The following is a 25,494-nucleotide window of genomic DNA, read 5'->3' as shown; positions in this document are numbered from 1 at the left end:
AACAGAACCAAAAACCCATCAATAGATGGGTTTTTAATATGGCATGTTATTCAACAATCCCAGTTTGTTTTATATCTACCCTTACATTTACATGCACTTTTGCAGTTGGATAGAATCTATTCCATTGTTTTTCGTTAAAACCTCTATAATGCTCTTTATATTTTGCGCCTAGACCTAAAGGGTCCACTCCACGCTTTTTAAATTTTGTGATAATTTTTAAGGCATTTCCTTCTAATTGCTTGCCAATTTCTTTTTGAATTTTTTTCCTATCAATGGCCACTCTTTTTTTCTTTGGAGAAGTAAATTCCTGAAGTCTTGTTTTCAGCTTAAGATTAATCGTAAATTCCGGTCTGCCGTTTATTATTTTCACCTTGTATCGTGATTTTGAACGAAGATTATCTAGGACGACCTTTTCTCCATTTTTTAATGTAAATTGATGTAAACCATGCTTATATTTATCAACCAAACCTTTAAAAATGAATAAATCCTCCATCAAAAGAGGAAAGACATATCGATCATCTTTTAATATTGCGACGCCAATAATTTTAATATTATCTTCTACCTGTTTGATTAATGGCAAGTAGGGATCCTGTCCTTTTTGATTATATTGAAAGGAGAATGTTTCTAAATTAGATTCAGGTAGATTTCCTGATTTCATGGTTTGATCCAGCATTTCTTGTAAGTACAATGAAACATTTTCCGTTTTGAATTTCTCTATCTTGAGCAATTCACTAGAATCGCCATCGACGATTGCCATTTGCACGCTACTACCAATAGATGGATCACGGTTTAGGGTATCGACAATATCATAAATCCCTTTTTTTGCTAGTGATTTTCCATAAAGTGCAACCCGTAGCTGCCCGCTGACTAATGGATAGCGTGATTCATTATTTATGTTGATGCGAATTTCTTTACTCGTTTCACCTATGGTTGTTTTGACTTCCGTGGTAGAGGATTGATTCTTCTTATAAATTGGAAAAGTAATGGTTCCTTTTATCGTTTTCTTTCCCGCCCAATCATATCCTACACCTTGGATCATATTTATTTGATTTACGATATTGGTCGGAATCATGGAACAACCTGACAATAAGAAAATAATAACCCATATTCCTAGTGAAGTTCGATTAACCATTCTGTTTACTCCTCTTTAGCAAGATGAAAATAATCAGGAGGATTGGGATGTAACCATAAAAAATCCATAAATTCATTTGGGTAACGTATTTATCTAGAGTTTCTTTATATTGTTCGTTTATTAATTGAGATAGGACCACGCTAAGTATGCTTATAACGATTAAAAAGTACTTTTGTTTCTTTTTAAAAATTCTCTTTAGCCCTCTTGTCGAACACCATAATAGGAGGGAAAGCAATGATGAAACAATAACGAGATACATCGAGATATATATGTACTCAAAGCGCTCCAAATAAGATAGACGGATAATTTTTATTAAAGATAATTCTGGCCAGATTTTTTCTTTTAACTGACTTTCACTATAAAACGTAAATGATACAATCGCAGAAACCGTATATAAAAAGGTAGTAAACAATACAGCCAGATGCGCGAACTTTTTTGACGATTTAGGATCTCTTATAAATGGATAGAACATCAGGAACGCTTCTGTTCCCGCTAAGGTATACATTGAACTTTTGACAGCATCGAATAGTTCCTTATAAGAATGATTCATAATTGGCAGCAAATTTGAGAAGTGGGCAGTCTTTAATGGAAATATATAAAGGACAATCAACGTTATTTGTGGAAAAAGAAATGATAAAAAAGAAACACCGACAACAACTCGAAATCCTCCAGACACACAATAATAAACTAATACTAGGATTAATGAACAAAGAATCCATGAAGGTAAGGTAGGGAACATCCAAACTTGAATAATCTCAATAAATCCCAGTAAGACTGAGACGCTTGCCAGCCAATAATAAATCATAATGATAAAGCTCAAAACATTACCGAGAATGTTCCCAAACACTTTTGAATGAACATCAACAATATCTCCATCAGCTTTTCCAAGCAGCTTATACATAATCCATATGAACACTTGAACGAAACACCCTGCCACGATTACACCCATCCATGCATCATAACCTGCTTTAGCGGCAATGGTTCTTTGAAATCCTAAAATGCCAACCCCAACCTGTGAATTGTAAACAATAAAGAAAACTAAATAGGGAGAAACTTGATGCCTTTTATTCACTTGCACTGGAATACCCCTTTACGATTTATTCATAAAAATCGTTCACTGGCTCTGGGTTTTCGCGATTCCCAGTTGCTTTTCTTTTCTTTTGTGGTCTAAGGGTGGAAGGGTTTTCTTTTTGCTTCGAAAAAGGTAGTCTGAACCAAAGATCTTGAAAGGATGTTGATCGGATTGGATACATGCTTAAATAAGGACGCCCGAGCGACGTTAATCGTAATAAATGGATGATTGTAAAATTGTATCCCAAAATTACCCCAAACAATCCAAACCATTGGGAAAGAATAATTATTGGAAACTTAATAAACCGAACCGTGTTGCTAAATTTATAGACTGGCGATGTATAGGAAGCTAAGGTTCCGAGTCCTACTAAAATAAGCAATACATTACTAGTTAACCCTGCTTCAACCACTGCCTGTCCGATAACAATACCACCCACTACACCAAGTGATTGTCCGATTTTAATTGGTAATCTAATACCTGCCTCTTTTACCATTTCAATCATGATTTCTAAAAAAAAAGCCTCTAAAAACGGAGGAAAGGGAACTAATGCCCTAGAACCAACCAGAGTTTCTAGTAATGGGGCGGGGATCAATTCATAATGATAAGTCATGATTGCTACATACATTGGACTAACAAGCGTAGAAATGTATACAGCAACATAGCGTATGAGTCGAAAGAAATTTCCAATAATCCAGGAATAGCTATAATCTTCCATCGCACTAAACGCTTCAAAAAAGGTAATAGGAACAAGGACTAGATTAGGGGAACCATCCACTGCAATGATAATTTTCCCTTCCGTTAACCCTGCAGCTACACGATCTACTCTCTCTGTTGATATGGATTGGGGAAACAAAGAATTCGTATTGTCCTCAATCATAGAAGAGAGATAAGCACTGTCCTGGATATGATCATATTGAACATTGTTTATTCTTTGAACAACCGTGTTCACATTTTCCGGATCGGCAATCCCATCCATATAGATAACGGCAACCTTTGTTTTTGAAAGTTCGCCGACCTTCATTTCGATTACAAGCAGTTCAGGGACAGGTAATCGTTTTCGAATAAGATTAAGATTGGTGTCTAATTCTTCAATAAAACCCACTTGTGGTCCAATAGCAGAGGATTCCATCATTGCTACGCTAACATCTCGAAATTTACTGTTAGCAATATTTATTAATAGACATTCTTCATCTTTTTCATGCTTTTGTATCGCCAAGAATCCCAGCATCAGGTTTTGGATGATTTCCTTTGGTTCTTTAGTAAAAATAATTTCTTGGACAGGAATGATGCTTTTTAATTCCTGTAATGATAGATGCTCCTGCAAAAACGGTAAAACATCCTGATGGAGGATGTCAGATGAAATCAGTGTCCTATAATAAGAAAGCCAAAAAGGATTCCCAGCTTTTAAGGATGTATGCTCGTGAACGAAGTCATTGGATTTTGATAGTCGCTTAAGCCAATTTTCCTCGTCGGATTTATGTGAATTTGTTCCCATATCAGGTTGTTCTTCCTTAGGTGTCATTGATATCCCTCAAAATACTTTTTTCTAATTATGTGTAGCATGGGAAATTTTATGCAAATTATCCATGATCATTAGGGTAATGCAAGGAAAGATTAACAAAAGGAGGAATAACAAAAGGAAAAAATGAGAAATTAAGTATATGTAATGATTATCTTTGAGCGAATATTATTGAAAGTTGGTGAAAAGCTTGAGAATATTCATGATAATTCTATTTTCTATTTTATTAGGAGGCTGTTCAGCTGGAAATTTAAGTAACCAAAATCAAGTCCAACCCACTTCACCATCAAAAATTGAAGATAGTACAAACCATAAAGACAAAAAAGGAACCATGAATTTTCTGTTGATTGGGAGTGATTCAAGAGGCGAACCTCATTCCTTCTCAGATGCAATCATTATAGCCCAATATGTTCCTAAAGAAGGTAATATCAAGTTAATTTCTTTAATGAGAGACAGTTATGTCAAAATTCCTGGACATCGAAAAGGTTATGATAAGCTCAACATGGCCTATTTTATTGGTGGAAATGAATTATTAAAAAAGACTATTTATCAAAATTTCGGAATTAAAGTGGACCACTCCGTTTCCATTGATTTTGAAGGGTTTGCGAACTTCATTGACCTGATTGCTCCAGAAGGTATAACTGTGAATGTTAGTCAAAAGATGATTGACGATTTCAAAATGGACGTAAAGCCTGGAGAAAATGCGCTGAAAGGAAGAGAATTGTTAAAATATGTCCGGTTTAGACATGATGACGAAAGTGATTTTGGCCGAGTGAAACGACAACAGGAAGTCATTGTCAAGGTAAAAGAACAATTAAAAAATAAGTTTAGTCATATTGAGTCGTTAGCAGCTCTTCCAGATTTTGTGGAGGAGAGTTTAAATCATGTAGAGTCAGATATGGACAAAGGAGAGATATTATCAGTTTTATCTAAACTGGTCTTTTATCCAATCAAGAATATCGATAGGTTACGGATCCCAATCCAAAATAGCTATGTAAATAAAACCTATCCTCATTCTGGAGCTGTTCTTGAAATAAACATGGAGGCAAATAGAGAGGCTTTAAAGGATTTCTTACTGAAGCCTTCACCAGTTAACAGAGAGTATCATTATTAATGACAAAAAGCAGACAAAAGCTCGGGAGTATGTCTGCTTTTTTTGTTGTATCAGCCGTGAAATTCTGCACAAAAACCTTTCTAATCTGCACAAAACCACCCGAAAATCACACAAAACTTATTTTTTCAGTTTGTTTAACTCCTCCGTAACAACAAAAGCCAGATCATCATTGCCAAACAACGCTAATACACCGAGCAACGTCTGGTCACCTACTTCTCCCGCTTCTTCTTTCGAAACGGTTAGCTCAATGGCTTCTTTTAAGGTAGGATTGGAGGACTGATTCGGATAGGCTCGCAAATATAACTCTTCCGGATCAAGATCATGATTCACGCACCATTGAGCAAATACAAGAATCATCATTTTCTCTTCACCGCGATAATTTTCGATAATCTTTTCTTCTAACTGTTTTTGATTCATTTGAATTCTCCTTAGAATGCATTATGAACTAATTATATAAGATTTTTATCGAATAAACAGTGGTAATACATGTTTTCGAATTAAACCTTTTCCTTTTAGGGGATACTGTGTTAAGAATATACTTTTTATATGAAAGGGGAACGTATAGATGAGTAAAGTTGAAGTAGGCGAAATTTTTACTATCAGTGATGAGAATGATGAGGAACAAGAAGTTGAAGTGCTAGGGGTAATGAATATTGAAGGAAATGACTATGTTGCAGTTGGATTTGCCGAAGATGTTAGACAGGAATCGGATGAAGATATTGATATTTTTTTTCTAAAGGTAGATGAAGATGGGGATTTTTCGGCCATTGAAAGTGATGAAGAGTTCGACAAAGTTTCAACTGCGTTTGATGAAATGATGGACGAGGAGGAAGGAATGGAAGAGTAAAATACTTGGGGTCAATTGGAGGGATTAATGAATCTCTCTTTTTATTTTCAATGACTTGAATTGGAAAAATTATGTATGTATATGAACTTCCATGGCATACTACTTATGATGAATACCTATAAAGGAGCAATGTAATGTTAATAGAAGAAGGCATGAAATATCAAATTTCTCAAGGTATTAAAGGTTTTTTCAATTCCGCTGAATCATTGACGGTCAAAAGTTATAACGGAGTCACCGTCCAATTCACTCTAGCTGATAGCAAAGGTCATGGCTCCATGCCAATAGAACACTTAAGTTATTTATTGAAAAAATCAAACTTAACGCAAATTCCAAATAAAAGAATGCTATTAAGCACGGATAATAATGAAGAGCAAATTAGCTGAAAATTAGCGCCCATTATAGAAATAAGTAGAGAGGGGATAATGCCCTCTCTTTTTGAAATTGGACATTTTTAAAGGAGATTACAGGGAAGTCTCGAATATATTAGTAATTGAGATTTTTTAATGAATATGATTGGAGTGGAAACCTAATTGGATACTAAGAAACTTACTCTCCAAGATACATCGATCGCATACATAGATAAAGGTGAAGGGAAACCTATTATTCTTCTGCATGGTTTTTGTGGAAGCTCCGGTTATTGGGAACATGTCATACCTGCGTTGTCAGCAGACTACCGGGTGATTGCCCCTGATCTTCCAGGACATGGACAGTCAGATCCTCTTACAGGTAACAGCACGATTGAAAATATTGCGGATCAAATGAAAAACCTTTTGGATGAATTAAATTTACCAGAAGTAACAATGTTTGGTCACTCCTTAGGCGGCTATATCACACTTGCCTTCGCAGAAAAGTATAGCGGTCGATTAAATGGGTATTCGCTTATTCATTCAACGGCCTTTCCAGATTCGGAAGAGGCGAAAAAAGGCAGGCTAGCTAATATTGAAAAAGTAAACCGGTCGGGAATCTACTCGCTAATAGACGGCTTGGTACCAAAACTTTTCTCGCCGGAAAACCAGGATGAGAATTATGTCAGTGAAGCAATGGAGATAGGCTATTCTACTTCAGCAGAGGGTGCGATAGATGCATTAAATGCGATGAAGGACCGGCCTGACCGTAATCATGTTTTAGAAGCTTCTACATTGCCCATCCTTTTAATCGCGGGGGAACAAGATCAAATTATCCCTTCAGAAAAGACCTTTTCGGTTAGCAAAGCAAATATTAAACATTCATTAATAAAAGACTCGGGCCATATGAGTATGTATGAAAATCCCATGGAACTTATTTCAGAGATACAGGGTTATTTATCGACTATATAAGTTTATTTTAGAGGAACCAATCCGGTTCCTTGTTTTTTTATATAATATCGCTTTATTGTTTACTAATAAAAAACATATTTATATATTAGAGAAAAAATAATTGACAATCTAAGTGATAAATTGTTATCCTATAAACAACAAAAGTTCATATATAAAAACAAAAGAGATAAGCGAAGTATTCACATAATCAGCCACACTAATGATATTAGGAGTGTAATAAATTATTCGCAATAGAAGGGATGAGGAAATTGAATTCACCGATGATTTATGAACTTCGTAAACCAACACAAACGGAACCAGGTAAAACATATCCTGCATTATTTCTAATGCACGGAATCGGCAGTAATGAGCAGAATATGCTGTCATTAGTTAATGGACTAGAAGATCGCTTTTACATTTTCAGTGTTCGCGGGCATCTTCCACAACCACCAGGATTTGCGTATTTTACGATTCAAGGATATGGAAAACCACATCGAGAAGTGTTCGATGAAGGAATCAGTAAACTTACTACCTTTATTGATTATGCATGCAGCGAATACCCTATTGATGAGAGTCAATTGTTCTTACTTGGCTTCAGCCAGGGGGCAATCCTATCGATGACCCTAGGATTAACACTGGGAAATCGAATCAAGGGCATTATTGCATTAAGTGGCTACATTCCTGCTTTTGTAAAAGAAGAATACAACATAAAGCCAGTCGATAAACTATCGTTATTTATTTCCCATGGCGAGATGGATCAGGTTCTTCCATTCGAATGGGGTTTGGCAAATAATGAGTATTTTCATGAGTTGGGGGCAGATGTCACCTTTAAGACTTATCAAGAAGGACATACAGTTTCATTGGAAAACCACAAGGATTTTATGAACTGGTTATTGGAAAAAGTAGAATCTTAAAAAACAACTAAGGGGAAATGAAAAATGTTAAATAAATTCGAAGCTAGTACATTAATTTTAAGAGTTATGTTAGGAATTACGTTCTTTGTTCATGGGTTCGTTAAATTCCAAGGCGGAATTGAAAATATCGTTGGCTGGTTTGACAGTATCGGGTTACCAGGAGCCTTAGCATATGTTGTTGCTTCAGTAGAAATGATCGGTGGGGCTGCATTAGTTTTAGGTTTAGGCAGTAGAATCGTTTCAGCTTTATTGGCTTTGTTAATGATTGGTGCAACAATCAAAGTGAAACTAGCTATAGGCTTTTTAGGGAATGGACAAATGGCTGGTTATGAATTAGATTTAGCTTTATTGGCAATGGCTGTGTTTATTGCGACTAATGGAAGTAAAATGTTTGCGTTGGATCAACTTATTTTCAAAAGTCAAAAGGAAGAAACTAAATCTTCTTCGAAAAGTTATAATAACTAAATAGGGGGGAAGCAATATGTTGCCATCTTTTTTTATTGCTCATGGAGCACCGCTATTAGCGATTGAGAATAATGAATATACGCAGTTTCTAAATCATCTTGGGCAAACGCTGCCCAACCCAAAAGCGATAATCTTGTTTTCGGCCCATTGGGAATCATCTATGCAAAAAGTAAGTCAGGTCGACAACTATGACACCATTTATGATTTCGGTGGATTTGACCCGGAATTATACCGGATCAAATATCCAGCTCAGGGTAATCAACAGATTTCTCAAGAAATTAAAGATTTGTTCACAGAAAACGGTGTACCATTCGAAGTTGAAACGAAACGCGGACTTGACCATGGAGCATGGGTGGTTCTTCGTCTACTTTATCCTAATGCCGATATTCCGGTTATTTCGATGTCCGTCAATCCAAAACTTAAACCAGAAGAACAATATAAAATCGGGAAGAGTTTATCTGCATTAAGAGCCAATGATATTTTAATTATTGCGAGTGGGGGAACCGTGCATAATCTCAGAGCAGTGAAATGGGCAGATAACGATGTCGATCAATGGGCACTTGAGTTTGATGATTGGTTGGCAACCCATCTGAATAATTGGGATTTGGATTCCTTATTTAAGTATGATTCACTTGCTCCAAATGCTGAATATGCTGTACCTCGTTATGGCAATGAACACTTCATTCCGATTTTCTATGCGATGGGAGCAGCCGACGATAGTCAAAAAGCTACATTGCTGCATCGCAGTTTTCGATATGGAAACCTCAGTCATAGTGTTTGGCAGTTTGGGTGAGCTGAGTTTAGTGTATTAAATTAAAAATCCTTCCGAGATTGGAAGGATTTTTTTATTTACCTTGTTAATTAATAATTATCAAACGAGAAAGGATTCATTAAAATCCCATTAATAAAAAACGCAATCTCAATAGATCCATCTTGTGTATAAAAAGGGACAACGATTAATACTGCATCACCCTGGGAATGATTGACCTCTACTTCGATGTTATCTATTCCTCTCCAGCTATATCCTTCATTTGTTATTAATTGTTTTGCGTTCTTAAACTCTTGACTACTTAATAAATCAGCAATAATTTTATTCTTTTCAGCTCCTAAAACTGTTGAAACAACGCAACCGCATTCATGGTCTCCCTCTGGTGATGGTAGACTTGGTTTCGGTGCTGCTTTTGCCGTATTCCCAGTAGTAACAAACAATGATAATGCAATAATGATTCCACATAAAACTGTTAGCAATTTCTTCATATCTATTTCCTCCTTTATTTAACCTCCTTAACTTGATTCTCTCTTTTTCGACAATCTCCTTCAAAAAGTTTGGAAAAATATACGACAAATACCAATATTTATTACAATTTCGTGTCAAAATGGGATTAAGAACCATTTTCATTCATTTGATGGTGCCTCAGCGCGGCATGGTTGTCTACCATGAAAATAAGTTTCTTCAAGATTAGAAAAATGACAAAACTTAAAAAGACCCTGCTCATTCGTTAAAAAAAAGAGGAGAGCGATAATTAATAAGTCTATGGATTAGGGTTGACTGGATTAAGGTCAGTATCAGTATTGACACTTTTTTTTATTGCACTAAAGGGGCAGGATAGTTGTACAAGAAAAGGTAAGGTTCTTCTAAGGAAGGACCTTTTTTATATATCACTTCTAAACAAAAAAGACTTACACGTTAGCATGTAGCCTATTAAAATATTCAAAATAAAAGTTAAAGCATTACAGAAAATAATGCTTGAGAGTAGACTTTATAATGGGGTTTGGGAACATGCGAGCATCTCAGTGAAAGTGACAATAAAACCAATGATATTAATTTTTATTTGAAATATTCAATAAATGTTTATTTATTAAATAAATTTGCACTCATAAGAAGAATAATAAGCATGTAACAAACTTTTTGCTGTGCTCACGAGTCTTTCTTTTGTAACAGTAAAGGATACGTATCAAAAAGGAGCTCTACAGCTATGAAGAATCTTAATAAAGAACAAGCGCTTGTTCAATTGATCATAGAAAATAAGGAGAATTTTTATAGGTTAGCTTTTAGTTATGTGAAGAATAAAGATGATGCATTAGATATTGTACAGGAATCTATTCATAAGGCGCTTTTATCACTTGGCAATCTAAAAGAAGAACAGAAACTAAAAAGCTGGTTTTATAGGATTGTTGTTAATAAATCTTTGGACTTCTTAAGAAAACACAGAAGAGTCAATGTGATGGATGATGCAACTCTGGAGCTTTATAGTAATGGAAATCATGATGTCTATCAGGATATTGATCTTGAAAGATGTTTAGACGATTTGCCAGAAAAGTTTCGAACAGTGATAGTACTTCGCTATTTTGAGGATTTGAAAATTGAGGAAATTGCTGAGATATTGAAGGAAAATCAAAATACTATAAAAACTCGATTATATAGAGCATTATCTATGTTAAGAATTCAGATGGAACAAACCAAGTTATTAGAGGAGAGATAGAATGGATAAAAATCTAGAAAGGTTAAAATCTAAATATATGGATATAGAAATTCCAGCAGAACTCGATGATGTAGTTAATAAAGCTTTAAATAGTCCTCGCAAAAAGAACAGAACACCTATAAAAATACTTGTCGGCTCAGGAGCTGCTGCTGCACTACTAATGGTAGTATTAAATACCAATCCAGTACTGGCTAAAAGTTTATCAGATGTTCCAGTGATTGGGAATGTAATTAATGTCATGACTTTCGTAGAATTTAAGGTGGACGATGTAAAACATCATGCAAACATAAAAGTGCCCGGTATTTCGAATTTAAAGGATAAAGATTTGGAAAAAAGCCTAAATGAAAAATATTTAAAAGAGAACAAACAGCTTTATCAAGAATTTATGCAAGAAGTGGAATCCTTGAAGAAACAAGGAGATGGCCATATTGGAGTGGAAAGCGGCTATGTAGTAAAGACAGACAATGAAAAAATATTGTCTATAGGCAGATATGTCGTAAATACTGTAGGATCTTCTTCAACCACATTTAAATACGATACAATTGATAAGAAAAAACAAGTGATATTAACATTACCTATTTTATTTAAAAATCAAAATTACATAGAAACTATTAGTGAAAATATTAAAGATCAAATGAAACAGCAAATGAAGGAAGATAAAACTAAGGTATACTGGATCCTTGATGCAGGAGTGGAAAATCCTCCAGACCCGTTTGAAAAAATAACAGCAAACCATAACTTTTATATAAACCAGGATAACAAATTAGTTATTTCCTTTGATAAATATGAGGTGGCACCCGGGTATATGGGGGTTGTAGAATTTATTATTCCTACGGAATTACTTTCTGATGACTTAGTAGGTAGTGAGTATATAAAGTAAAAATATTGGTATTTAAATTTAATAAGGGAAAAGGGCGCTTTACTCATTATTAACTGCCTTTTTCCCTTATTCATGTTTCTTACTAATCGTTAAAGGGCTTCGGTTCATTTAAAAATTCTTTAAGAACCTGTCGTTGAATAGGGAACTAATTATATAAGTCGAAAATATTCAAGTAATTTATTCAAAAATTGTATATTTTCGGCTTAATAGAAGGTTCATTTTTGAAAAAAAAAAAAAGGGATTTCCGAAACAGAGTTAAAGAATTGAAATATTACTCATTTATTGCAAACTTTTCTCATCCTTTGGTACGTCTAGGTATGGAGAGACAACAATATAGACTACAAAAGGGGAGAATTAGGGATGCAACAATTTAAAAAGAAGTTTTCTTTATTATTCATTGTTTTTATTCTATCGTACGCCGGTTTTAGTGAAACGTCCTTTATTCAAAAAGCACTCGCAGTAGAAAAAGACTATGCAACAACCGCTAATTTGAATGTACGAACAGGGCCTTCTACGAAATACGCCATTTTAGGGGTTATCAAAAAAGGTGAACGAGTAGACGTAAAGAGTGCAGCAGGAACAGGATGGTACCAAATCCTTTATAAAGAGAAAAAAGCGTATGTAAGCAGTCAGTTCGTGAAAATCATGATAAAAGAACAATCGGAAGAAAAAAAATATGCATCAACCGCTAATTTAAATGTACGAACAGGACCTTCCACCAAATACGCTATTTTAGGGGTTATCAAAGAAGGCGAACGAGTTGACGTAAAAAGTGTAATAGGGACAGGATGGTACCAAATCCTCTATAAAGAGAAAAAAGCGTATGTAAGCAGTCAGTACGTGAAAATCATGAAAAAGGAACAATGGGAAGAAAAAGTGATTCCTGTGGTGGCAAAACCGGATGATCTTGCCGTATTAATTAATAAACAGAACAAATTGCCGGTAAATTTTGTGCCGAAAAACTTAATCGATTCAGGAATCTCGTTTCCGTTTACGAATAGCACAGAAAAAAAGAAATTACGAAAAGAAGCGGCCGTCGCCATTCAATCATTAGTGCGTGACGCAAAAAAAGCAGGGTACACGATTGTTGGCGTTTCTGGTTACCGTTCGTACAAGACACAAGTTTCGTTATTTGAATCATACATAAAACAAGAGGGGTATGAAAAAGCTCGTATGTATAGTGCTATCCCTGGCACAAGTGAACATCAAACCGGACTCGCAATTGACGTGGGAAACAGTAGTGCAACATGTGCAGCAACATCTTGTTTTCAGAACACAAAAGAAGCGAAATGGTTGCAACTTCATGTAGCAGAATATGGGTTCATTATTCGGTACCCAAAAGGAAAAGAATCCATAACTGGGTATCAATATGAACCATGGCATCTTCGATATGTCGAAAAAGTTGTCGCAACAGATATAATGAAACAGGGAATCACATTAGAAGAGTTCCACAAGGGACTATTGGTAAAACAAGGTTCATAAAAAAAGTCCTTTCAATCGATAATTTATCAATAAAAAACGCAATGCGATTTTTTATTCGAAATGCATTGCGTTTATATATGTTTTTATAGCTGAGGGTACTCCAAAAGAGAACAGCTTACCCAATGAACAGCCTTTTATATTTAATATCCTTTTGCTGTATAGTATTTTACTGGTTCTTTACTTGAATTCTTTAATTCTGTAAAAATTGTCCCTGTCAGACTATGTGACCCTTGTGCATCATGACCAATTTCCCACATCATCATGCCGCCAAAGCCGTGATCGAGGGCCAGACGTGTTTTTTTTATCATCGTAACACCGCCATTATAATGATAGGTCGTACCATTCATCTGAACAGTGTCCTTTCCAGCATTGGCAGGATTATTGTTAATTATTGCCGAAAAGGATACCTGTTTGATTTTAGGATCTTCCGGTGTGGCGTAAGACGGGACGCCCAATACTAATTTTTCCTTTGAAAGTTTCTGAGTTTCAAATAGGTTCGTCCAATAGTTTACGATTTTCTCTGTATAGGGATAGGGCGATAAATTTGCGGCATTGTAACTGCCGTCATACTGACCATCATACGCCATAATATTAACATGGTCTACCGTTTTGAACATAGTTGGATCATACTGAATAAAGGCTACTTCCGTTAACGTCACCGCATGAATCTTTGAATAAACAGCAATGGATAGCTCTTTCTTTTTTGGATGAAGCTGGGCACTTAACTCTTTCGCAAAAGCAGAGAGATTTTGTGCATCCTCTGTTGAACGAGGGTGTTCAAAATCGATATCAATCCCATCCAGCTTTTCACGGACTGCAATATTAGTAAGCTCTTTAACTAGCTTTGCTCTAGATTTAGGATCAGAAATCGCCGGTTTAAAATAATTATAGGATTCTCCGCCCTTGATGTGGTACCATCCACCAATCGCCAGCATCACCTTCGTGTCATGCTTTTTTGCATTTTTAACAACAGCTCTAAGGTTTTTTAAAGCTGGATCACCATTAAATAAAATTCCTCCATCCTTAGTAGGATGAACAAAGGAGAAAATGACATGTGTTAATTTGGAATAATCAACCATGTTTGGATCACGAAAATCCTGAACATAGCCGATCAGCACCTTTGAGGATGCCTTCTTCAATTTAGGGAGTTCTTTTGAATTTGGCTTAATGGCCGATTTAGGTGCATCTTCTAATATTAGCGTATTGGGACGATCTTGCTTTTCATTATTTTTAGTGAAAATGACTCCAGTTAGTATTCCTCCAATGAAGGTCACCGCAATTACCAGACCAAGGAGGAGATGACGTTTATTCATAGATATTCCTCCTAATTATTTCTCATATAAAAAATTGTAACAGAAAAAACGAGGAAGAACGGTTGGTAATATCAACCTATGTAGGTACAGCAGCCTTCGGAGAGTAAAATAATTTGAATTTATTTGATGGTTTTTGCTATAATTATAAGGTTAATGTTAAAAACTAAGTATTTAATATATATAAAATTGTAAGGTGGTAAACATGAATCAAGACTATAGAGTGTTATTGTATTATAAATATGTCTCAATAGAGAATCCTGAAGAAGTGACCCAGGAACATCTTCACTACTGTAATGAACTAGGTCTCAAGGGTCGAATTATCATTGCGGCGGAAGGAATTAACGGAACGGTGTCAGGCACCATTGAACAAACTGACGCTTACATGAAATATATGGATGAGCATCCACTTTTTGCAGGAACTATTTTTAAAATTGACGAAGTGTCCGAGCATGCTTTCAAAAAAATGAAGGTACGGTTTAGACCGGAGCTTGTTACTTTGCGTTTGGAAGATGACGTGAACCCCAATTTGCAAACCGGTAAGCATTTGAAACCAAAAGAATTTTTTGCGGAAATGCAAAAGGAAGATACGGTTGTCATCGATGCCAGAAATGATTATGAATATGATTTAGGTCACTTTAGAGGGGCTGTAAGACCGGATATTCTTAACTTCCGTGACCTCCCACAATGGATAAGAGAAAATAAGCAGGAGTTTGAAGGCAAAAAGATTCTTACCTATTGTACGGGTGGCATTCGTTGTGAAAAATTCTCAGGCTGGTTATTGAAAGAAGGCTTTGAGGATGTATCGCAACTAGAGGGCGGAATTGTTACCTACGGAAAAGACCCAGAAGTTAAAGGGGATTTATGGGATGGTCAGCTCTATGTCTTTGATGAGCGAATAAGTGTTCCTGTTAACCAAAAAGAGCATGTAATTGTTGGGAAGGATTATTACACTGGTGAGCCTTGCGAGCGCTACGTAAATTGTGCCAACCCAGCATGTAATCGAAAAATCCTTTGCTCTGAAGAAAACGAGCACAAACACTTACGAAGCTGTTCTCATGAGTGCCGGGTTCATCCACGCAACCGTTATGTTGCACAGCACGGTTTAAGCGAAGATGAGGTAAAAGAAAGATTAGCGGTGATTGAGAAAGAATTAACCCTATAAGTATTATTTAAGAAGTAGGTCAAAATTAATGGCCTGCTTTTTTTGTTCTTCTTTTTTAAGGTTTGCGAATAGGAATTTAAGAATAGATTTATTATGATAGAGAGTATAAGCTGATTGTAATTTTTTACATTGAGAGGAGCGGATTGGACAAATGGTAACCTATACAAACCGAAAAGAAGTCCCAGCACATGAAAAGTGGAACTTAACTGATATCTATTCGGATATCAAGAAATGGGAAGAAGATTACCTGCTAATTGAAAAGATGGCAGCTAACCTAAAACATTATGATGGAACGATTCAAGACGGACACTCACTTTACCAATATCTTAAGCAAAGAGAAGAGTTATCTTTTCTATTCAACAAAGTTTATGCCTATGCCATGTTGAGTGTAGATGAAAATACAAGGGATACCCAGGCACAGTCCCACTTGGACAGAGCAAAACAACTGAGTGTTAAGGTTAGTGCTGCTACCTCTTTCTTTATGCCTTATTTATTAAGCCTGGATGAAGAAACATTAAAAGCATACATATCAGCAGAAAAGGAGCTAGAATACTTTGCAGAGGATTTATGGGAGTCGTTTCGATACAAGCAGCATGTATTAACCAAGGAACAGGAAGCAGTTCTCTCACAACTAGGTGAAGCACTCTCGGCCCCAGGAAATATCTTTGGAATGATGAATAACGCTGATATTAAGTTTGGGGAAGTAACCAGTGATAACGGGGAACGGGTGGAATTAACAAGGGGCATGTATTCAAAATTAATCGAAGAAAAAGATCGTGAAAAGCGAAGAGAGGCCTATAAGGCGTATTATCAACCATACTTGCAATTGAAAAATTCGATTGCCGCCACCCTATCCGCCGCCATTAAAAATAATGTGACAACTGCTAAAATCCGTCAATATCCTTCTGCATTAGAAAAGGCATTATTTGGGGATAAGGTACCAAAAGAGGTCTATGAGAATCTAATCAAAACAACCAAACAAAATATCGGTCCGCTCCATCAATATTCACGCATCCGCAAGGAAAAGTTGGAGCTAGATGAACTACGTCAATATGATATGAGTGTCCCGCTTATCAGTGGAGTTAAACAGGTGATTTCATATGATGAAGCCTATGACACGATGTGTAAGGCTTTAGCTCCACTCGGAGAGGATTACATCAATATCCTGAAGGAGTTTAAAAACGCTCGTTATCTAGATGTCAGAGAAACACCCGGGAAGCGGTCAGGTGCCTACAATCTTGGTGTCTATGGGGTCCATCCCTATATCCTTTTAAATCATCAGGATGATTTGGACAGTTTATTCACATTGGTACATGAATGCGGGCATGGTGTCCACAGCCGGTGGAGTTCGCAGTTCCAGCCGCAAATTACCGCTCGGTACAGTATATTCGTTGCAGAAGTGGCATCAACCGTCAATGAAGTTCTGTTAATTAACTATTTACTAAACAATGAGAAAGATCCTGATGTTCGAAAACATTTAGTTAATCATTTTATCGATCAATTTAAGGGGACATTTTTCACACAAGTCATGTTTGCCGAGTTTGAGATGAAGACCCATGAAATGGCTGAAAAGGGGCTGCCTTTAAATGTGGAAGTATTTAATCAAACCTATGAGACACTATTCCGGGAATACAACGGGGATGAGGTTGTCTTTGATGAGGAAGTAAAATTTGGATGGTCAAGAATCCCTCATTTCTACCGCCCATTTTATGTTTACAAGTATGCCACAGGATTTGCATCTGCGATTCATTTGGCGACTAAGATTCTTGAAGGCGACCAAGAAACGCTAACTTCCTATTTGGAATTCTTAAAGAGCGGTAGTTCGGATTATCCGCTTGAACTGTTAAAAAAGACCGGCGTCGACCTAACTACTCCATATCCAATTGAAAATTCAATGAAACGGTTCGGTGAATTAGTAGAAGAATTCTCGCGATTGTAAAAATAACTACTCCAAAAAAACCCATGTTCTTCCTAATGGAGACAACATGGGTCTTTTTCTAGTGCTTAATAATAAAGTTTAAAGGGACAGTAACCACTGTCCCTTTATTTTATGGAAGATATTTTTAAGCCAACGTTCGAGTAGGTGGTATTGTAAAAAGTAAAATCACGATTCTTATATTGATATTGGTTCTTACTTTGAATCTGTTTTCTGATATTAATTTTTAAATAATCATTGAAACGTAGAAAGATAGCATAATTTGATGACGGATATTGGTTTAGTAATTCTAAATCCAGCTCTAATATCCCATTCCCACTCTCATCAACGTTCACAGGCAGGGAAGATTCAAGCAGGCCATTGTTTGTATCACGAATCAGTCCATGTGTAAGTGAATCCAGATGATCACCAAATACCTTAAATTTAAGATAATATTTATTCTTATCAACATATTCTTCTTCAAATGTCGAATGCATTGGAATTCTTATATATTTGTATGGGTCTTCTAGAAAGGGGACAACAACATAGGGAAGATTATCTTTAATGATAACATCCTTTATTTTTTCATTCTTATCCCACGCAAAAAGGTTCTCAAGTTGCTTATATTTTCGATCAGTGTACAAGTTATATACGACTTTGTTCATTGGCTGAAAGAATTCCCCTGAAAACTCATAATTTAACTTTTTCGTTGTTTTTAACACTTGATTAAACTTATAGTAGTAGACGCGCTTAAGCCTTGTTTTTTGAAAATGAGGTGTAGTGAAAAATCTCGTAATTGAATCAAATTCATATAATCGATTTAAAACCATCTTCTTTTTTTCTATTTCTAAATTTTTGTTGATAATATGGTTAATCACTTTAAGATTACAATTTGTCTTTTGGATAATGTTGGTTTGATTTGACAAACGAGTGTTTTGATTATCGATTCGATTCAAATAATAAATTGGATGTTGCGTCGTGGAAATTGACTGACAATGCGTTAAAACGTCAATGAAAAATTGTTTGTCTTCAGCAAATTTCATTTCAGGAAAAAAAATCTGATTGTCCTTTATTACACTCGTTTTTATCATTCGTGCCCTAGGTCCTAAATGATGAAAGATATGTGGGATCGAAAATGGTGATTCACTTCTTCTTTCTTTACATGATTCATGCTCTCCGATAATAATTGACTTACCTTTTGCTTGAATCTGAATGGTTTTCCCAACTGCATAATCATCACTTGTTTCCTCTAAAATGGTCGATAATACTTCGAGTCCATTGGGTTCAAGCCAATCATCGGCATCTAAAAAAGTCATATATTTGGAGCTAGCCAATTGAATACCGATATTACGCGGACGGCCAGGTGTACCAGTATTTCTCTTAAGAAAAACGACAATGATGTTATCAAATTTTGAAGAGTATTCTAATAAAATATCTCTTGAGGAATCGGTAGAACCATCATCGATTAATATATATTCCAAATTTTCCATGCCAAGGGATTGATTTAGGACAGAGTTAATCGTTTTTCTCAGATATTTTTCAGCATTATAAACGGGGGTAATGACAGAAACTAATGTGGGATTCCGCTGGGTGTTTAATTTTTGATCAACGATATAATATCCTTCAGCGTTATAATTCATTATTTGCTGCTTTTGTTTCCATTTCCATAGCATGTTTTATACCTCAACTTTCTGTCCCTCTTTTTTCTTACTTTAATTAATATGTAAAAAGCAAAACTATATTTATTCTTTGACAAAATTACAATATTATTCGAAAAACAGATCTCCTACGTAAAATTACTTTGGAAGCAGTCCATAAATAACGTTCTTTGGCAACTTTTTACACTAAATATATCTGAATAATGTTAAAATAATTCTTATTGATAATGATTCTAGGAGGATATTACCTGTGGATAAAAAGTTTTCTAGCCCAAAAGGTTTTGGAGAAATACTCGATCATACTTTTCATTTAACAAAAAATCACTTTAAGGACTTTTTTATGATTTTACTGATTTTCATGGGACCGGTTTACTTGCTTCAAGCGATACTCCAGCTCATGGCTGGAACCAGCTTTTTTCGAGAGGTTGGCAGCGATGGTGCTTGGTTTGAGCAAATACTTACGAGCTTTGAAGAATCAGGGACCTTCGATTCCAGCAGTTTAAGCGCAGACATCGGATTAATCGTAGTGGGCTTGATTAGCGCCATTTTGGCACCTGTTGCGGAGGCAGCGATCCTATTTACTATCAATCATGTTCGAAAAAATGAAGAATATACCGTCGGTTCCGTAATTAAACAAGCCTTTTCACGATTTTGGCCGATGATTGGCAGCAGTATCTTATTCTTTCTTATTACCATGGGGATTATCATTATTCCACTCGCGATCGTCGGTGTCACCGGTGGTGTGGTTGCAACGACAGTGAATCCGGTTTTAGGGATCCTTTTAGGAGTTGTCCTATTTCTGGGGTTTGCCCTTGGAATTGGACTATTATTAACCCGCTGGAGCTTTTATTTTGGCTCTGTCGTGCTGGATAAAGATTCACCAGGTTTAGGAAGAAGCTGGAGATTGTCAAAAAAGCGTACATGGGTGTTGATGGGTCTCTATATCGTGTTTTATTTTATTATTTCAAGTATCAGCTTTGGTGTCCAAGTAACGTTTGGAATGGTTTTAGGTAATAGTGTGTTATTAACCTTGATTTCAAACCTTGTCACTTTAGTTACGACAATGATTTTCTCCGTGGGCTATGGGGTTATGTATATTGATTTAAAAACAAGACACGATGCGGATGATATCAAAGAGATGCTAGAAGACTATAAGACTGTACAATAAAAAACCTATTATGTTAGGTGATGATTATGTTAGATGCAAACAAGGCACGCGATGACCTTGAAGAAATATTAAAAACAAAAGAATATACAGTTTATTACGAATCAAAGGGTTTCATTGCAACATGGTGGGATCATGCCAAAGACTGGATCGCAGCACAGCTCGAAAAATTGTTTCCTGCCATCGATTCAGCAAGCGGAGCTTCAGGTCCGATTCTTATTTCAATCATAGTGATTATCATCAGCCTGTTAGCTTTATCTACTTTTTTTCTCATCCGTCATACTCGCCGAACTCGGCTCCTTCGCAAACAAAAGCCGCTTCAATCGATGAAGGAAATGAATTGGACGTATCAAAAACATCTGGAAGAGGCAGAAAAACAAGAGGCGTTAGGAGCATATACACTTTCCACCCGCCATTTGTTTTTAGCACTGCTTCTTTACTTTCATGAAAAGGGATTGCTGGAGGCTAGAATTTGGAAAACGAATTGGGAATATTATGATGAACTAAGGAAAGTAGATTTACAAAAGGCAGAACTCTTTTTTAAGCTTGCACACTTCTTTGAGGAAGTGACCTATGGGGAACGCAACGTACAGAAAGAAGAATACTCCCAGTTTCATAATGAAGCAAGAAAAGTACTTGGCGATACAGGGGAGGAGAATATTTTATGAAATCTCTTTCCAAAATACGCACTTGGATCGGGCTGGTGATCATGCTCAGTTTATTTCTAGTCTTCAGCTATTTTAGCTATTCACCTAAACCGCAAGTTTTCCCAGCATATGTTACTGATTCACCTTCGCCGACTGGAGTGAAGGCATTTTATACATATGTAAAAAAAGATAAAGCAGGGGAAATCTGGAGTCAATCACCAGATTTACTAAAAGCAACAGCTGACCACCAATTACTAGTTATGGCTGAACCCGCTTTTATTCCTGAAAAGGAAGAAATGAACGCTTATATCAATTTTATGAAGGCCGGAAACACCATCTTGTTATTACAAAACGATCCACAAGGGATGTTTGACGTAAAAACAGTATCAGTTGATACAGAAGAAACAATGAAGGTTTACACTCAAGGTCATACTTCTTACCGTGCTCAAATCGATTCAGTCATCCGTTTGCAGACCAAGAAGGAAGAGGAAGTATTAATATATGATGAGGCTGGTCCCATTGCAGTTAAACAATTATATGGAAATGGTCAATTAATTGTGGCGATAACCCCTGGGTGGATGACAAATGGAGATCTATTAAAAAAAGACCATTTACGACTTCTTCTCTATCTGATCAATGAAGGGTCCACGGACAAGATTCTGTTTGATGAATACATTCATGGTGGAGAAAATGCGTCTACTTTTTTGAATGTGTACCCGATGTGGTTTTTACTCCTTGTTTTGCAAGGGGGACTATTAATGATTCTCTGGTTATGGTCAAAGGGAAAGCGTTTCGGACCTATTTTCGTCCCAAGGGAAGAGTCGGTTCGTTTTAGTGATGAGGGAATCCAAGCAGTTGCTGCCTGGTTTCTCCGCGGCAAACGCTATCGTGATTCAATAATCATCCAAGCAGACTATGTCAAACTGCTTCTCCAGGAACGATGGCAAATTCCATATAATCGGGAATGGAAGGATTTATCGAGTTATTTTGAAAGAAAATGGACTAAAGTGCCTGCAAATGAGATTAGACCTTTTCTTTTAGGGTTAGTAAACATCCTCGAAAAAGAAAAAATCACAAAACAGGAATACTTATTATGGTCGAAAAAGCTTGAGCTGCTAAGGAGAGAGGTTGAAGAATGAAAACAGAATTAACATCCTTTTTGGAAAAATATGAAGAGAGGATTTTAGGTCAGAGTCTAAATTTAAGACTCCTTTTATCCGCTATTTTAGCAGGGGGGCATGTCCTTCTAGAAGGAGTGCCTGGCACCGGAAAAACTCAAATGGTACGTACTCTAGCTAATCTTTTAGGAGGTACCTTTAACCGGATCCAGTTTACACCTGACTTATTGCCAAGTGATATTACCGGAAGCACGATTTACAATATGAAGGAAAACACTTTTCAAACGTTAAAGGGACCAATTTTTACAAATATCCTTTTAGCTGATGAAATAAATCGGACACCTGCAAAGACCCAGGCTGCCCTTTTAGAAGCAATGGAAGAAAAACAGGTGACGATTCAAGGTGAAACGTATCCGTTACCCGAGGTGTTTTTTGTGGTCGCCACTCAAAATCCGATTGAATTTGAAGGTACCTACCCGCTCCCAGAAGCACAACAGGATCGATTCCTTTTTAAACTGAGAATTGAATTTCCAAGCTATGAGGACGAGAAAAATGTCTTAAAACAAGTAATTGAAAACAGCTTTGACGAAAAGGTTGTTTCACCCATCTTAGAAATGGAAGATTTTTTAAGGATTAGAAAAGAAATTGAAAAAGTTACTGTTAGTGAGAATGTATTAGATTACATGATGAAAGTTGTCAGAAAAACGCGTGATGCAGATGCCATCCGATTTGGTGCCAGTACCCGAGCCGGAATATCGATAGGAAAAGCAGCACAAGCATGGGCCTACCTTTCCGGACGGGATTATGTGACGCCAGACGATATCAAATTAGTCGCCAAACCGGCCCTGCGCCATCGCATTCAGTTATCCCCGCATGTAGAATTGGAGGGAGCAACCGTTGACCAAATCATTGAAGAGCTGGTGGGCTCGGTTCCTGTTCCAAGATAGAGGGATTTTACCAACTAAACGATTACTGCTTGTTTTCCTAATCCTATCTTTAGGTTTAGGTCTCGGTACGATCTGGGAAATTCCTTGGGGTTTCGTTATTTCTGCAAATATCATTGTACTTTTCATCAGTCTAGTGGATTTGTTTTTTTCGCCAAAAAAGAAGCAACTCTTCTTTCAACGATTGATGGCGGAAGAGTTTGAAAGAGGAATTTCATATACAGTAAAGATTGAGGTTCAGAATGACTCTCCTTATCCTTTTTCATACCGCATGGTCGATGGTTTGCCGCAGACCTTTGAAAGGCCGTTTCCTATCATTGGATCAATATCTAAGGAATCAACGGTCGAGATTTCGTATAGTACGAGTGCGTTGATGCGGGGAAAATATGAAATCAAGAAGCTTTATTTTCGATATGCGAGTTTGCTAGGTTTGTGGGAAAAGCAAGTGACCGTGGAATTAGCGGATTCTGTGAAAGTCATTCCTGATTTAACCGAGACCAAACAGTATTTAGAAAATGCACAGAAGTATTTGGTTTACGAAGGGTTAAAGATTCGGAGACAGCGAAGTGGAGTTGGCGAATTTTCCAAGATTAGAAATTATGTCGTCGGGGATGATCCGCGTAAAATCAACTGGCGCCAAACAGCGAAGCTTCGTGAAGTGATGACGAATGAATATGAACCGGAGCATGGAAAGTATATTACGATCTTAATGGATTGCGGAAGAATGATGGGGGCAGAATTATTGAAGGGGAATCGCTTAGAAAAAGCATTAGAAGCTGCATTAACCGTTACAGCGGCAGCACTCCAAAAGGGAGATTATGTGTCGGTACTTGCCTTTTCAAAGGACATAAAAGTCTTTGTGCCCCCTGCCAAAGGGATAGCCCATCTACAGACCATCCTTCAAGCAATCTATTCATTAAAAGTGGATGCAGCTGAGTCTAATTATGCAGCCATCCTGCAATATTTAGAAATGGTTCAAAAGAAACGAAGTCTGCTCCTATTATTTAGTGATGTCCGTACCTTTCTTCATGAGGAAAGTGATCTTATGCTATTAAGACGTCTAAGACAACGGCATTTATTTTTAATGATTGGAATTGAGGATCAGACACTTTTAAGAAGAGTCAAAGAGGAGCCGAATACGGTCCAAGCAGCGATGCGAAAAAGTATTGCACAGCAGCAAATTCTTGTTAAGAAAAGAGAAAAAATCAAATGGGAAAAACAAGGCCTCCAAATGATTGAGGCCCGTGAGGAAAAGTTGGCGATTACAGCTGTTTCGCATTATATTGACATTATCAATCAGAATCTTTTATAACCTTTGTAAGTTTTAGCTTTCCAATCACAATATAAAGGAGCAACCCGATTACCGTTAAGAAAGCAACACTATACTTTGCTTCTAATGAAATATCTGCTGGTGTGATAAACCCTTCAATGATGCCAGCAATAACAAACAAAGGAATCGTTCCAAGCAGAAGTTGAACGGAGCGCATCGCTTGCTGCTTTAATTGAAAACTCCTTGAATAATGCCCTGGGACAAACAGCTTATAGCCCATTAAAAGACCAGCTCCCCCGGCAATAAATATGGCTGTTAGCTCAATCATCCCATGGGGAACAATAAATGCCCAAAAGTCATACGATTTACTGTGATGCCAAAATAGGGCAGCGAGCGCACCAATGATGATGCCATTGTAGACCATCAAATAAACGGTCACAAGCCCAAATGTAATACCACCGGCAAAAGCAAAGATCGCGACCTTGATATTATTTGTCATAATGCTTGCCGACATGAGGGATGAGTCCACCGCATCATGGCCCTTCCCAAGTTGTTCCGGGTCTACACCTTTAGCGATTTCCGCTGGGAGTATGGAATAGATATGCAGAGGGTCATTCATGACTGAAAGAAAGCTCCCCAAAGCACCAATCATAAATAAGATCATTGCAAACATGACAAATTTCCATTGCTCTAATAAGAGCCCAATAAATTTTTCACTAAAAAAATGACGGATTTGTTTGAAGCTTGATACCTGGTCTTTATACAATAGATTATGTGATTTAGCTACAAGTCCGTTCAAATATTGGGTGACTTCATCATTAGGAAAATAAGTTTGACTGTAGGAAAGATGTTGGGCCGCCTTTTGATAGAGACAATGGTATTGAGTGATTCGGTCACCTGTTATATTATTTCTGTGCTTGCTTATCGTTGTGATTAACTGTTCGAGCTGTTTCCATTCTTCACGATGTATTTTTACAAATTGTTTTACATTCATCCTGACACCTACTTTAATGGGGCTATGTATTAATTTTGTATTTATTCTCCTTATTATAGTAATATTGTAGAAAAATAGAAATAAAAATAATCAACCATGTGACAG

Annotated in this window: 25 protein-coding genes; 17 read left to right on the top strand and 8 right to left on the bottom strand. The window is 36.7% G+C overall.

Annotation, left to right across the window (positions count from 1 at the left end):
- Positions 1-46 precede the first annotated feature (46 nt).
- Genes QF028_RS10850 through QF028_RS10840 form a run of 3 tightly spaced genes read right to left on the bottom strand, consistent with a single transcriptional unit; the run spans position 47 to position 3,726 of the window.
- Positions 47-1,132 carry a Ger(x)C family spore germination protein gene (locus QF028_RS10850; protein ID WP_429465299.1) on the bottom strand — a complete coding sequence of 362 codons (1,086 nt, stop codon included), beginning with the start codon at positions 1,130-1,132 and terminating at the stop codon, positions 47-49.
- Positions 1,125-2,210: a GerAB/ArcD/ProY family transporter gene (locus tag QF028_RS10845; protein ID WP_429465297.1), complete on the bottom strand. Its 1,086-nt coding sequence runs from the start codon at positions 2,208-2,210 to the stop codon at positions 1,125-1,127. Before QF028_RS10845 ends, QF028_RS10850 begins: the two co-directional genes overlap by 8 nt.
- Before the next feature lie 19 nt (positions 2,211-2,229).
- A complete protein-coding gene (locus QF028_RS10840; protein WP_429465295.1) occupies positions 2,230-3,726 on the bottom strand; it encodes a spore germination protein in 1,497 nt (498 codons plus the stop codon).
- A gap of 199 nt (positions 3,727-3,925) precedes the next feature.
- Here QF028_RS10840 and QF028_RS10835 point away from each other — a divergent pair, with 199 nt between their 5' ends.
- Positions 3,926-4,837, top strand: coding sequence for an LCP family protein (locus QF028_RS10835; protein WP_429465293.1), 912 nt, complete (start codon positions 3,926-3,928; stop codon positions 4,835-4,837).
- Positions 4,838-4,954: 117 nt separating this feature from the next.
- Here the strand turns inward: QF028_RS10835 and QF028_RS10830 are convergent, their stop codons facing one another.
- Complete coding sequence (locus QF028_RS10830) at positions 4,955-5,254, bottom strand: hypothetical protein (RefSeq protein WP_429465290.1); 300 nt, start codon at positions 5,252-5,254, stop codon at positions 4,955-4,957.
- Positions 5,255-5,402: 148 nt separating this feature from the next.
- Between QF028_RS10830 and QF028_RS10825 the strand changes: the two genes are divergently transcribed.
- The 6 genes from QF028_RS10825 to QF028_RS10800 all read left to right on the top strand — a co-directional run bounded on the left by QF028_RS10825 (position 5,403) and on the right by QF028_RS10800 (position 9,151).
- Positions 5,403-5,684: a DUF1292 domain-containing protein gene (locus QF028_RS10825; protein WP_335712061.1), complete on the top strand. Its 282-nt coding sequence runs from the start codon at positions 5,403-5,405 to the stop codon at positions 5,682-5,684.
- A 134-nt stretch (positions 5,685-5,818) separates the two neighbouring features.
- Positions 5,819-6,067 (top strand): hypothetical protein, encoded by a 249-nt coding sequence (locus QF028_RS10820; protein WP_429465288.1) that lies wholly within the window; start codon positions 5,819-5,821, stop codon positions 6,065-6,067.
- Positions 6,068-6,214: 147 nt separating this feature from the next.
- Positions 6,215-7,000, top strand: a complete 786-nt coding sequence (locus QF028_RS10815; protein ID WP_429465286.1) for an alpha/beta fold hydrolase — start codon at positions 6,215-6,217, stop codon at positions 6,998-7,000.
- A 239-nt stretch (positions 7,001-7,239) separates the two neighbouring features.
- Positions 7,240-7,893, top strand: a complete 654-nt coding sequence (locus QF028_RS10810; RefSeq protein ID WP_429465284.1) for an alpha/beta hydrolase — start codon at positions 7,240-7,242, stop codon at positions 7,891-7,893.
- 24 nt (positions 7,894-7,917) lie between these two features.
- Positions 7,918-8,358, top strand: coding sequence for a DoxX family protein (locus tag QF028_RS10805; protein WP_429465282.1), 441 nt, complete (start codon positions 7,918-7,920; stop codon positions 8,356-8,358).
- A 16-nt stretch (positions 8,359-8,374) separates the two neighbouring features.
- Positions 8,375-9,151, top strand: a complete 777-nt coding sequence (locus QF028_RS10800) for a DODA-type extradiol aromatic ring-opening family dioxygenase (protein WP_429465280.1) — start codon at positions 8,375-8,377, stop codon at positions 9,149-9,151.
- Positions 9,152-9,219: 68 nt separating this feature from the next.
- Here QF028_RS10800 and QF028_RS10795 read toward each other — a convergent pair whose 3' ends face one another.
- Entirely contained in the window at positions 9,220-9,615 is a 396-nt protein-coding gene (locus tag QF028_RS10795) for a hypothetical protein (protein WP_429465278.1), read from the bottom strand.
- A gap of 719 nt (positions 9,616-10,334) precedes the next feature.
- On the opposite strand from QF028_RS10795, the gene QF028_RS10790 reads away from it, so the two are divergent.
- The 3 genes from QF028_RS10790 to QF028_RS10780 all read left to right on the top strand — a co-directional run bounded on the left by QF028_RS10790 (position 10,335) and on the right by QF028_RS10780 (position 13,203).
- The gene (locus tag QF028_RS10790) at positions 10,335-10,841 is read left to right on the top strand and encodes an RNA polymerase sigma factor (RefSeq protein ID WP_429465276.1); all 507 of its coding nucleotides are present in this window, start codon (positions 10,335-10,337) and stop codon (positions 10,839-10,841) included.
- A gap of 1 nt (position 10,842) precedes the next feature.
- Positions 10,843-11,721: an RsiV family protein gene (locus tag QF028_RS10785; protein ID WP_429465274.1), complete on the top strand. Its 879-nt coding sequence runs from the start codon at positions 10,843-10,845 to the stop codon at positions 11,719-11,721.
- Positions 11,722-12,081: 360 nt separating this feature from the next.
- Positions 12,082-13,203, top strand: coding sequence for a D-alanyl-D-alanine carboxypeptidase family protein (locus QF028_RS10780; protein WP_429465272.1), 1,122 nt, complete (start codon positions 12,082-12,084; stop codon positions 13,201-13,203).
- A 140-nt stretch (positions 13,204-13,343) separates the two neighbouring features.
- Here QF028_RS10780 and QF028_RS10775 read toward each other — a convergent pair whose 3' ends face one another.
- Positions 13,344-14,516: a glycosyl hydrolase family 18 protein gene (locus QF028_RS10775; RefSeq protein ID WP_429465270.1), complete on the bottom strand. Its 1,173-nt coding sequence runs from the start codon at positions 14,514-14,516 to the stop codon at positions 13,344-13,346.
- Between the two features lie 202 nt (positions 14,517-14,718).
- Here QF028_RS10775 and QF028_RS10770 point away from each other — a divergent pair, with 202 nt between their 5' ends.
- Positions 14,719-15,678 (top strand): rhodanese-related sulfurtransferase, encoded by a 960-nt coding sequence (locus QF028_RS10770; RefSeq protein WP_429465268.1) that lies wholly within the window; start codon positions 14,719-14,721, stop codon positions 15,676-15,678.
- A 151-nt stretch (positions 15,679-15,829) separates the two neighbouring features.
- Positions 15,830-17,617, top strand: a complete 1,788-nt coding sequence (pepF, locus tag QF028_RS10765; protein WP_429465266.1) for an oligoendopeptidase F — start codon at positions 15,830-15,832, stop codon at positions 17,615-17,617.
- 104 nt (positions 17,618-17,721) lie between these two features.
- Here pepF and QF028_RS10760 read toward each other — a convergent pair whose 3' ends face one another.
- Positions 17,722-19,266 (bottom strand): glycosyltransferase family 2 protein, encoded by a 1,545-nt coding sequence (locus QF028_RS10760; protein ID WP_429465264.1) that lies wholly within the window; start codon positions 19,264-19,266, stop codon positions 17,722-17,724.
- A gap of 235 nt (positions 19,267-19,501) precedes the next feature.
- Between QF028_RS10760 and QF028_RS10755 the strand changes: the two genes are divergently transcribed.
- From QF028_RS10755 to QF028_RS10735, 5 genes are read left to right on the top strand one after another with little or no spacing between them, the layout of a single operon-like run.
- Positions 19,502-20,419 carry a hypothetical protein gene (locus QF028_RS10755; protein ID WP_429465262.1) on the top strand — a complete coding sequence of 306 codons (918 nt, stop codon included), beginning with the start codon at positions 19,502-19,504 and terminating at the stop codon, positions 20,417-20,419.
- A gap of 26 nt (positions 20,420-20,445) precedes the next feature.
- On the top strand, positions 20,446-21,084 hold the full coding sequence (locus QF028_RS10750) for a DUF4129 domain-containing protein (RefSeq protein WP_429465260.1): 639 nt from the start codon (positions 20,446-20,448) through the stop codon (positions 21,082-21,084).
- The gene (locus QF028_RS10745; RefSeq protein ID WP_429465258.1) at positions 21,081-22,202 is read left to right on the top strand and encodes a DUF4350 domain-containing protein; all 1,122 of its coding nucleotides are present in this window, start codon (positions 21,081-21,083) and stop codon (positions 22,200-22,202) included. The genes QF028_RS10750 and QF028_RS10745 overlap by 4 nt, the downstream gene beginning before the upstream one ends.
- Positions 22,199-23,128 carry an AAA family ATPase gene (locus tag QF028_RS10740; RefSeq protein WP_410886334.1) on the top strand — a complete coding sequence of 310 codons (930 nt, stop codon included), beginning with the start codon at positions 22,199-22,201 and terminating at the stop codon, positions 23,126-23,128. Before QF028_RS10745 ends, QF028_RS10740 begins: the two co-directional genes overlap by 4 nt.
- Complete coding sequence (locus QF028_RS10735) at positions 23,079-24,437, top strand: DUF58 domain-containing protein (RefSeq protein WP_429465256.1); 1,359 nt, start codon at positions 23,079-23,081, stop codon at positions 24,435-24,437. The genes QF028_RS10740 and QF028_RS10735 overlap by 50 nt, the downstream gene beginning before the upstream one ends.
- On the opposite strand, the gene QF028_RS10730 is transcribed toward QF028_RS10735, so the two are convergent.
- The gene (locus QF028_RS10730) at positions 24,418-25,389 is read right to left on the bottom strand and encodes a stage II sporulation protein M (RefSeq protein ID WP_429465254.1); all 972 of its coding nucleotides are present in this window, start codon (positions 25,387-25,389) and stop codon (positions 24,418-24,420) included. The two genes, QF028_RS10735 and QF028_RS10730, sit on opposite strands and share 20 nt — an antisense overlap.
- Positions 25,390-25,494: the final 105 nt, after the last annotated feature.

This window comes from Neobacillus sp. B4I6 (genome assembly GCF_050434045.1).
GTDB lineage: Bacteria > Bacillota > Bacilli > Bacillales > Cytobacillaceae > Neobacillus.
The sequence above is the reverse complement of the archived record's forward strand: the minus strand, read 5'-3'. Positions and strand labels throughout refer to the sequence as shown.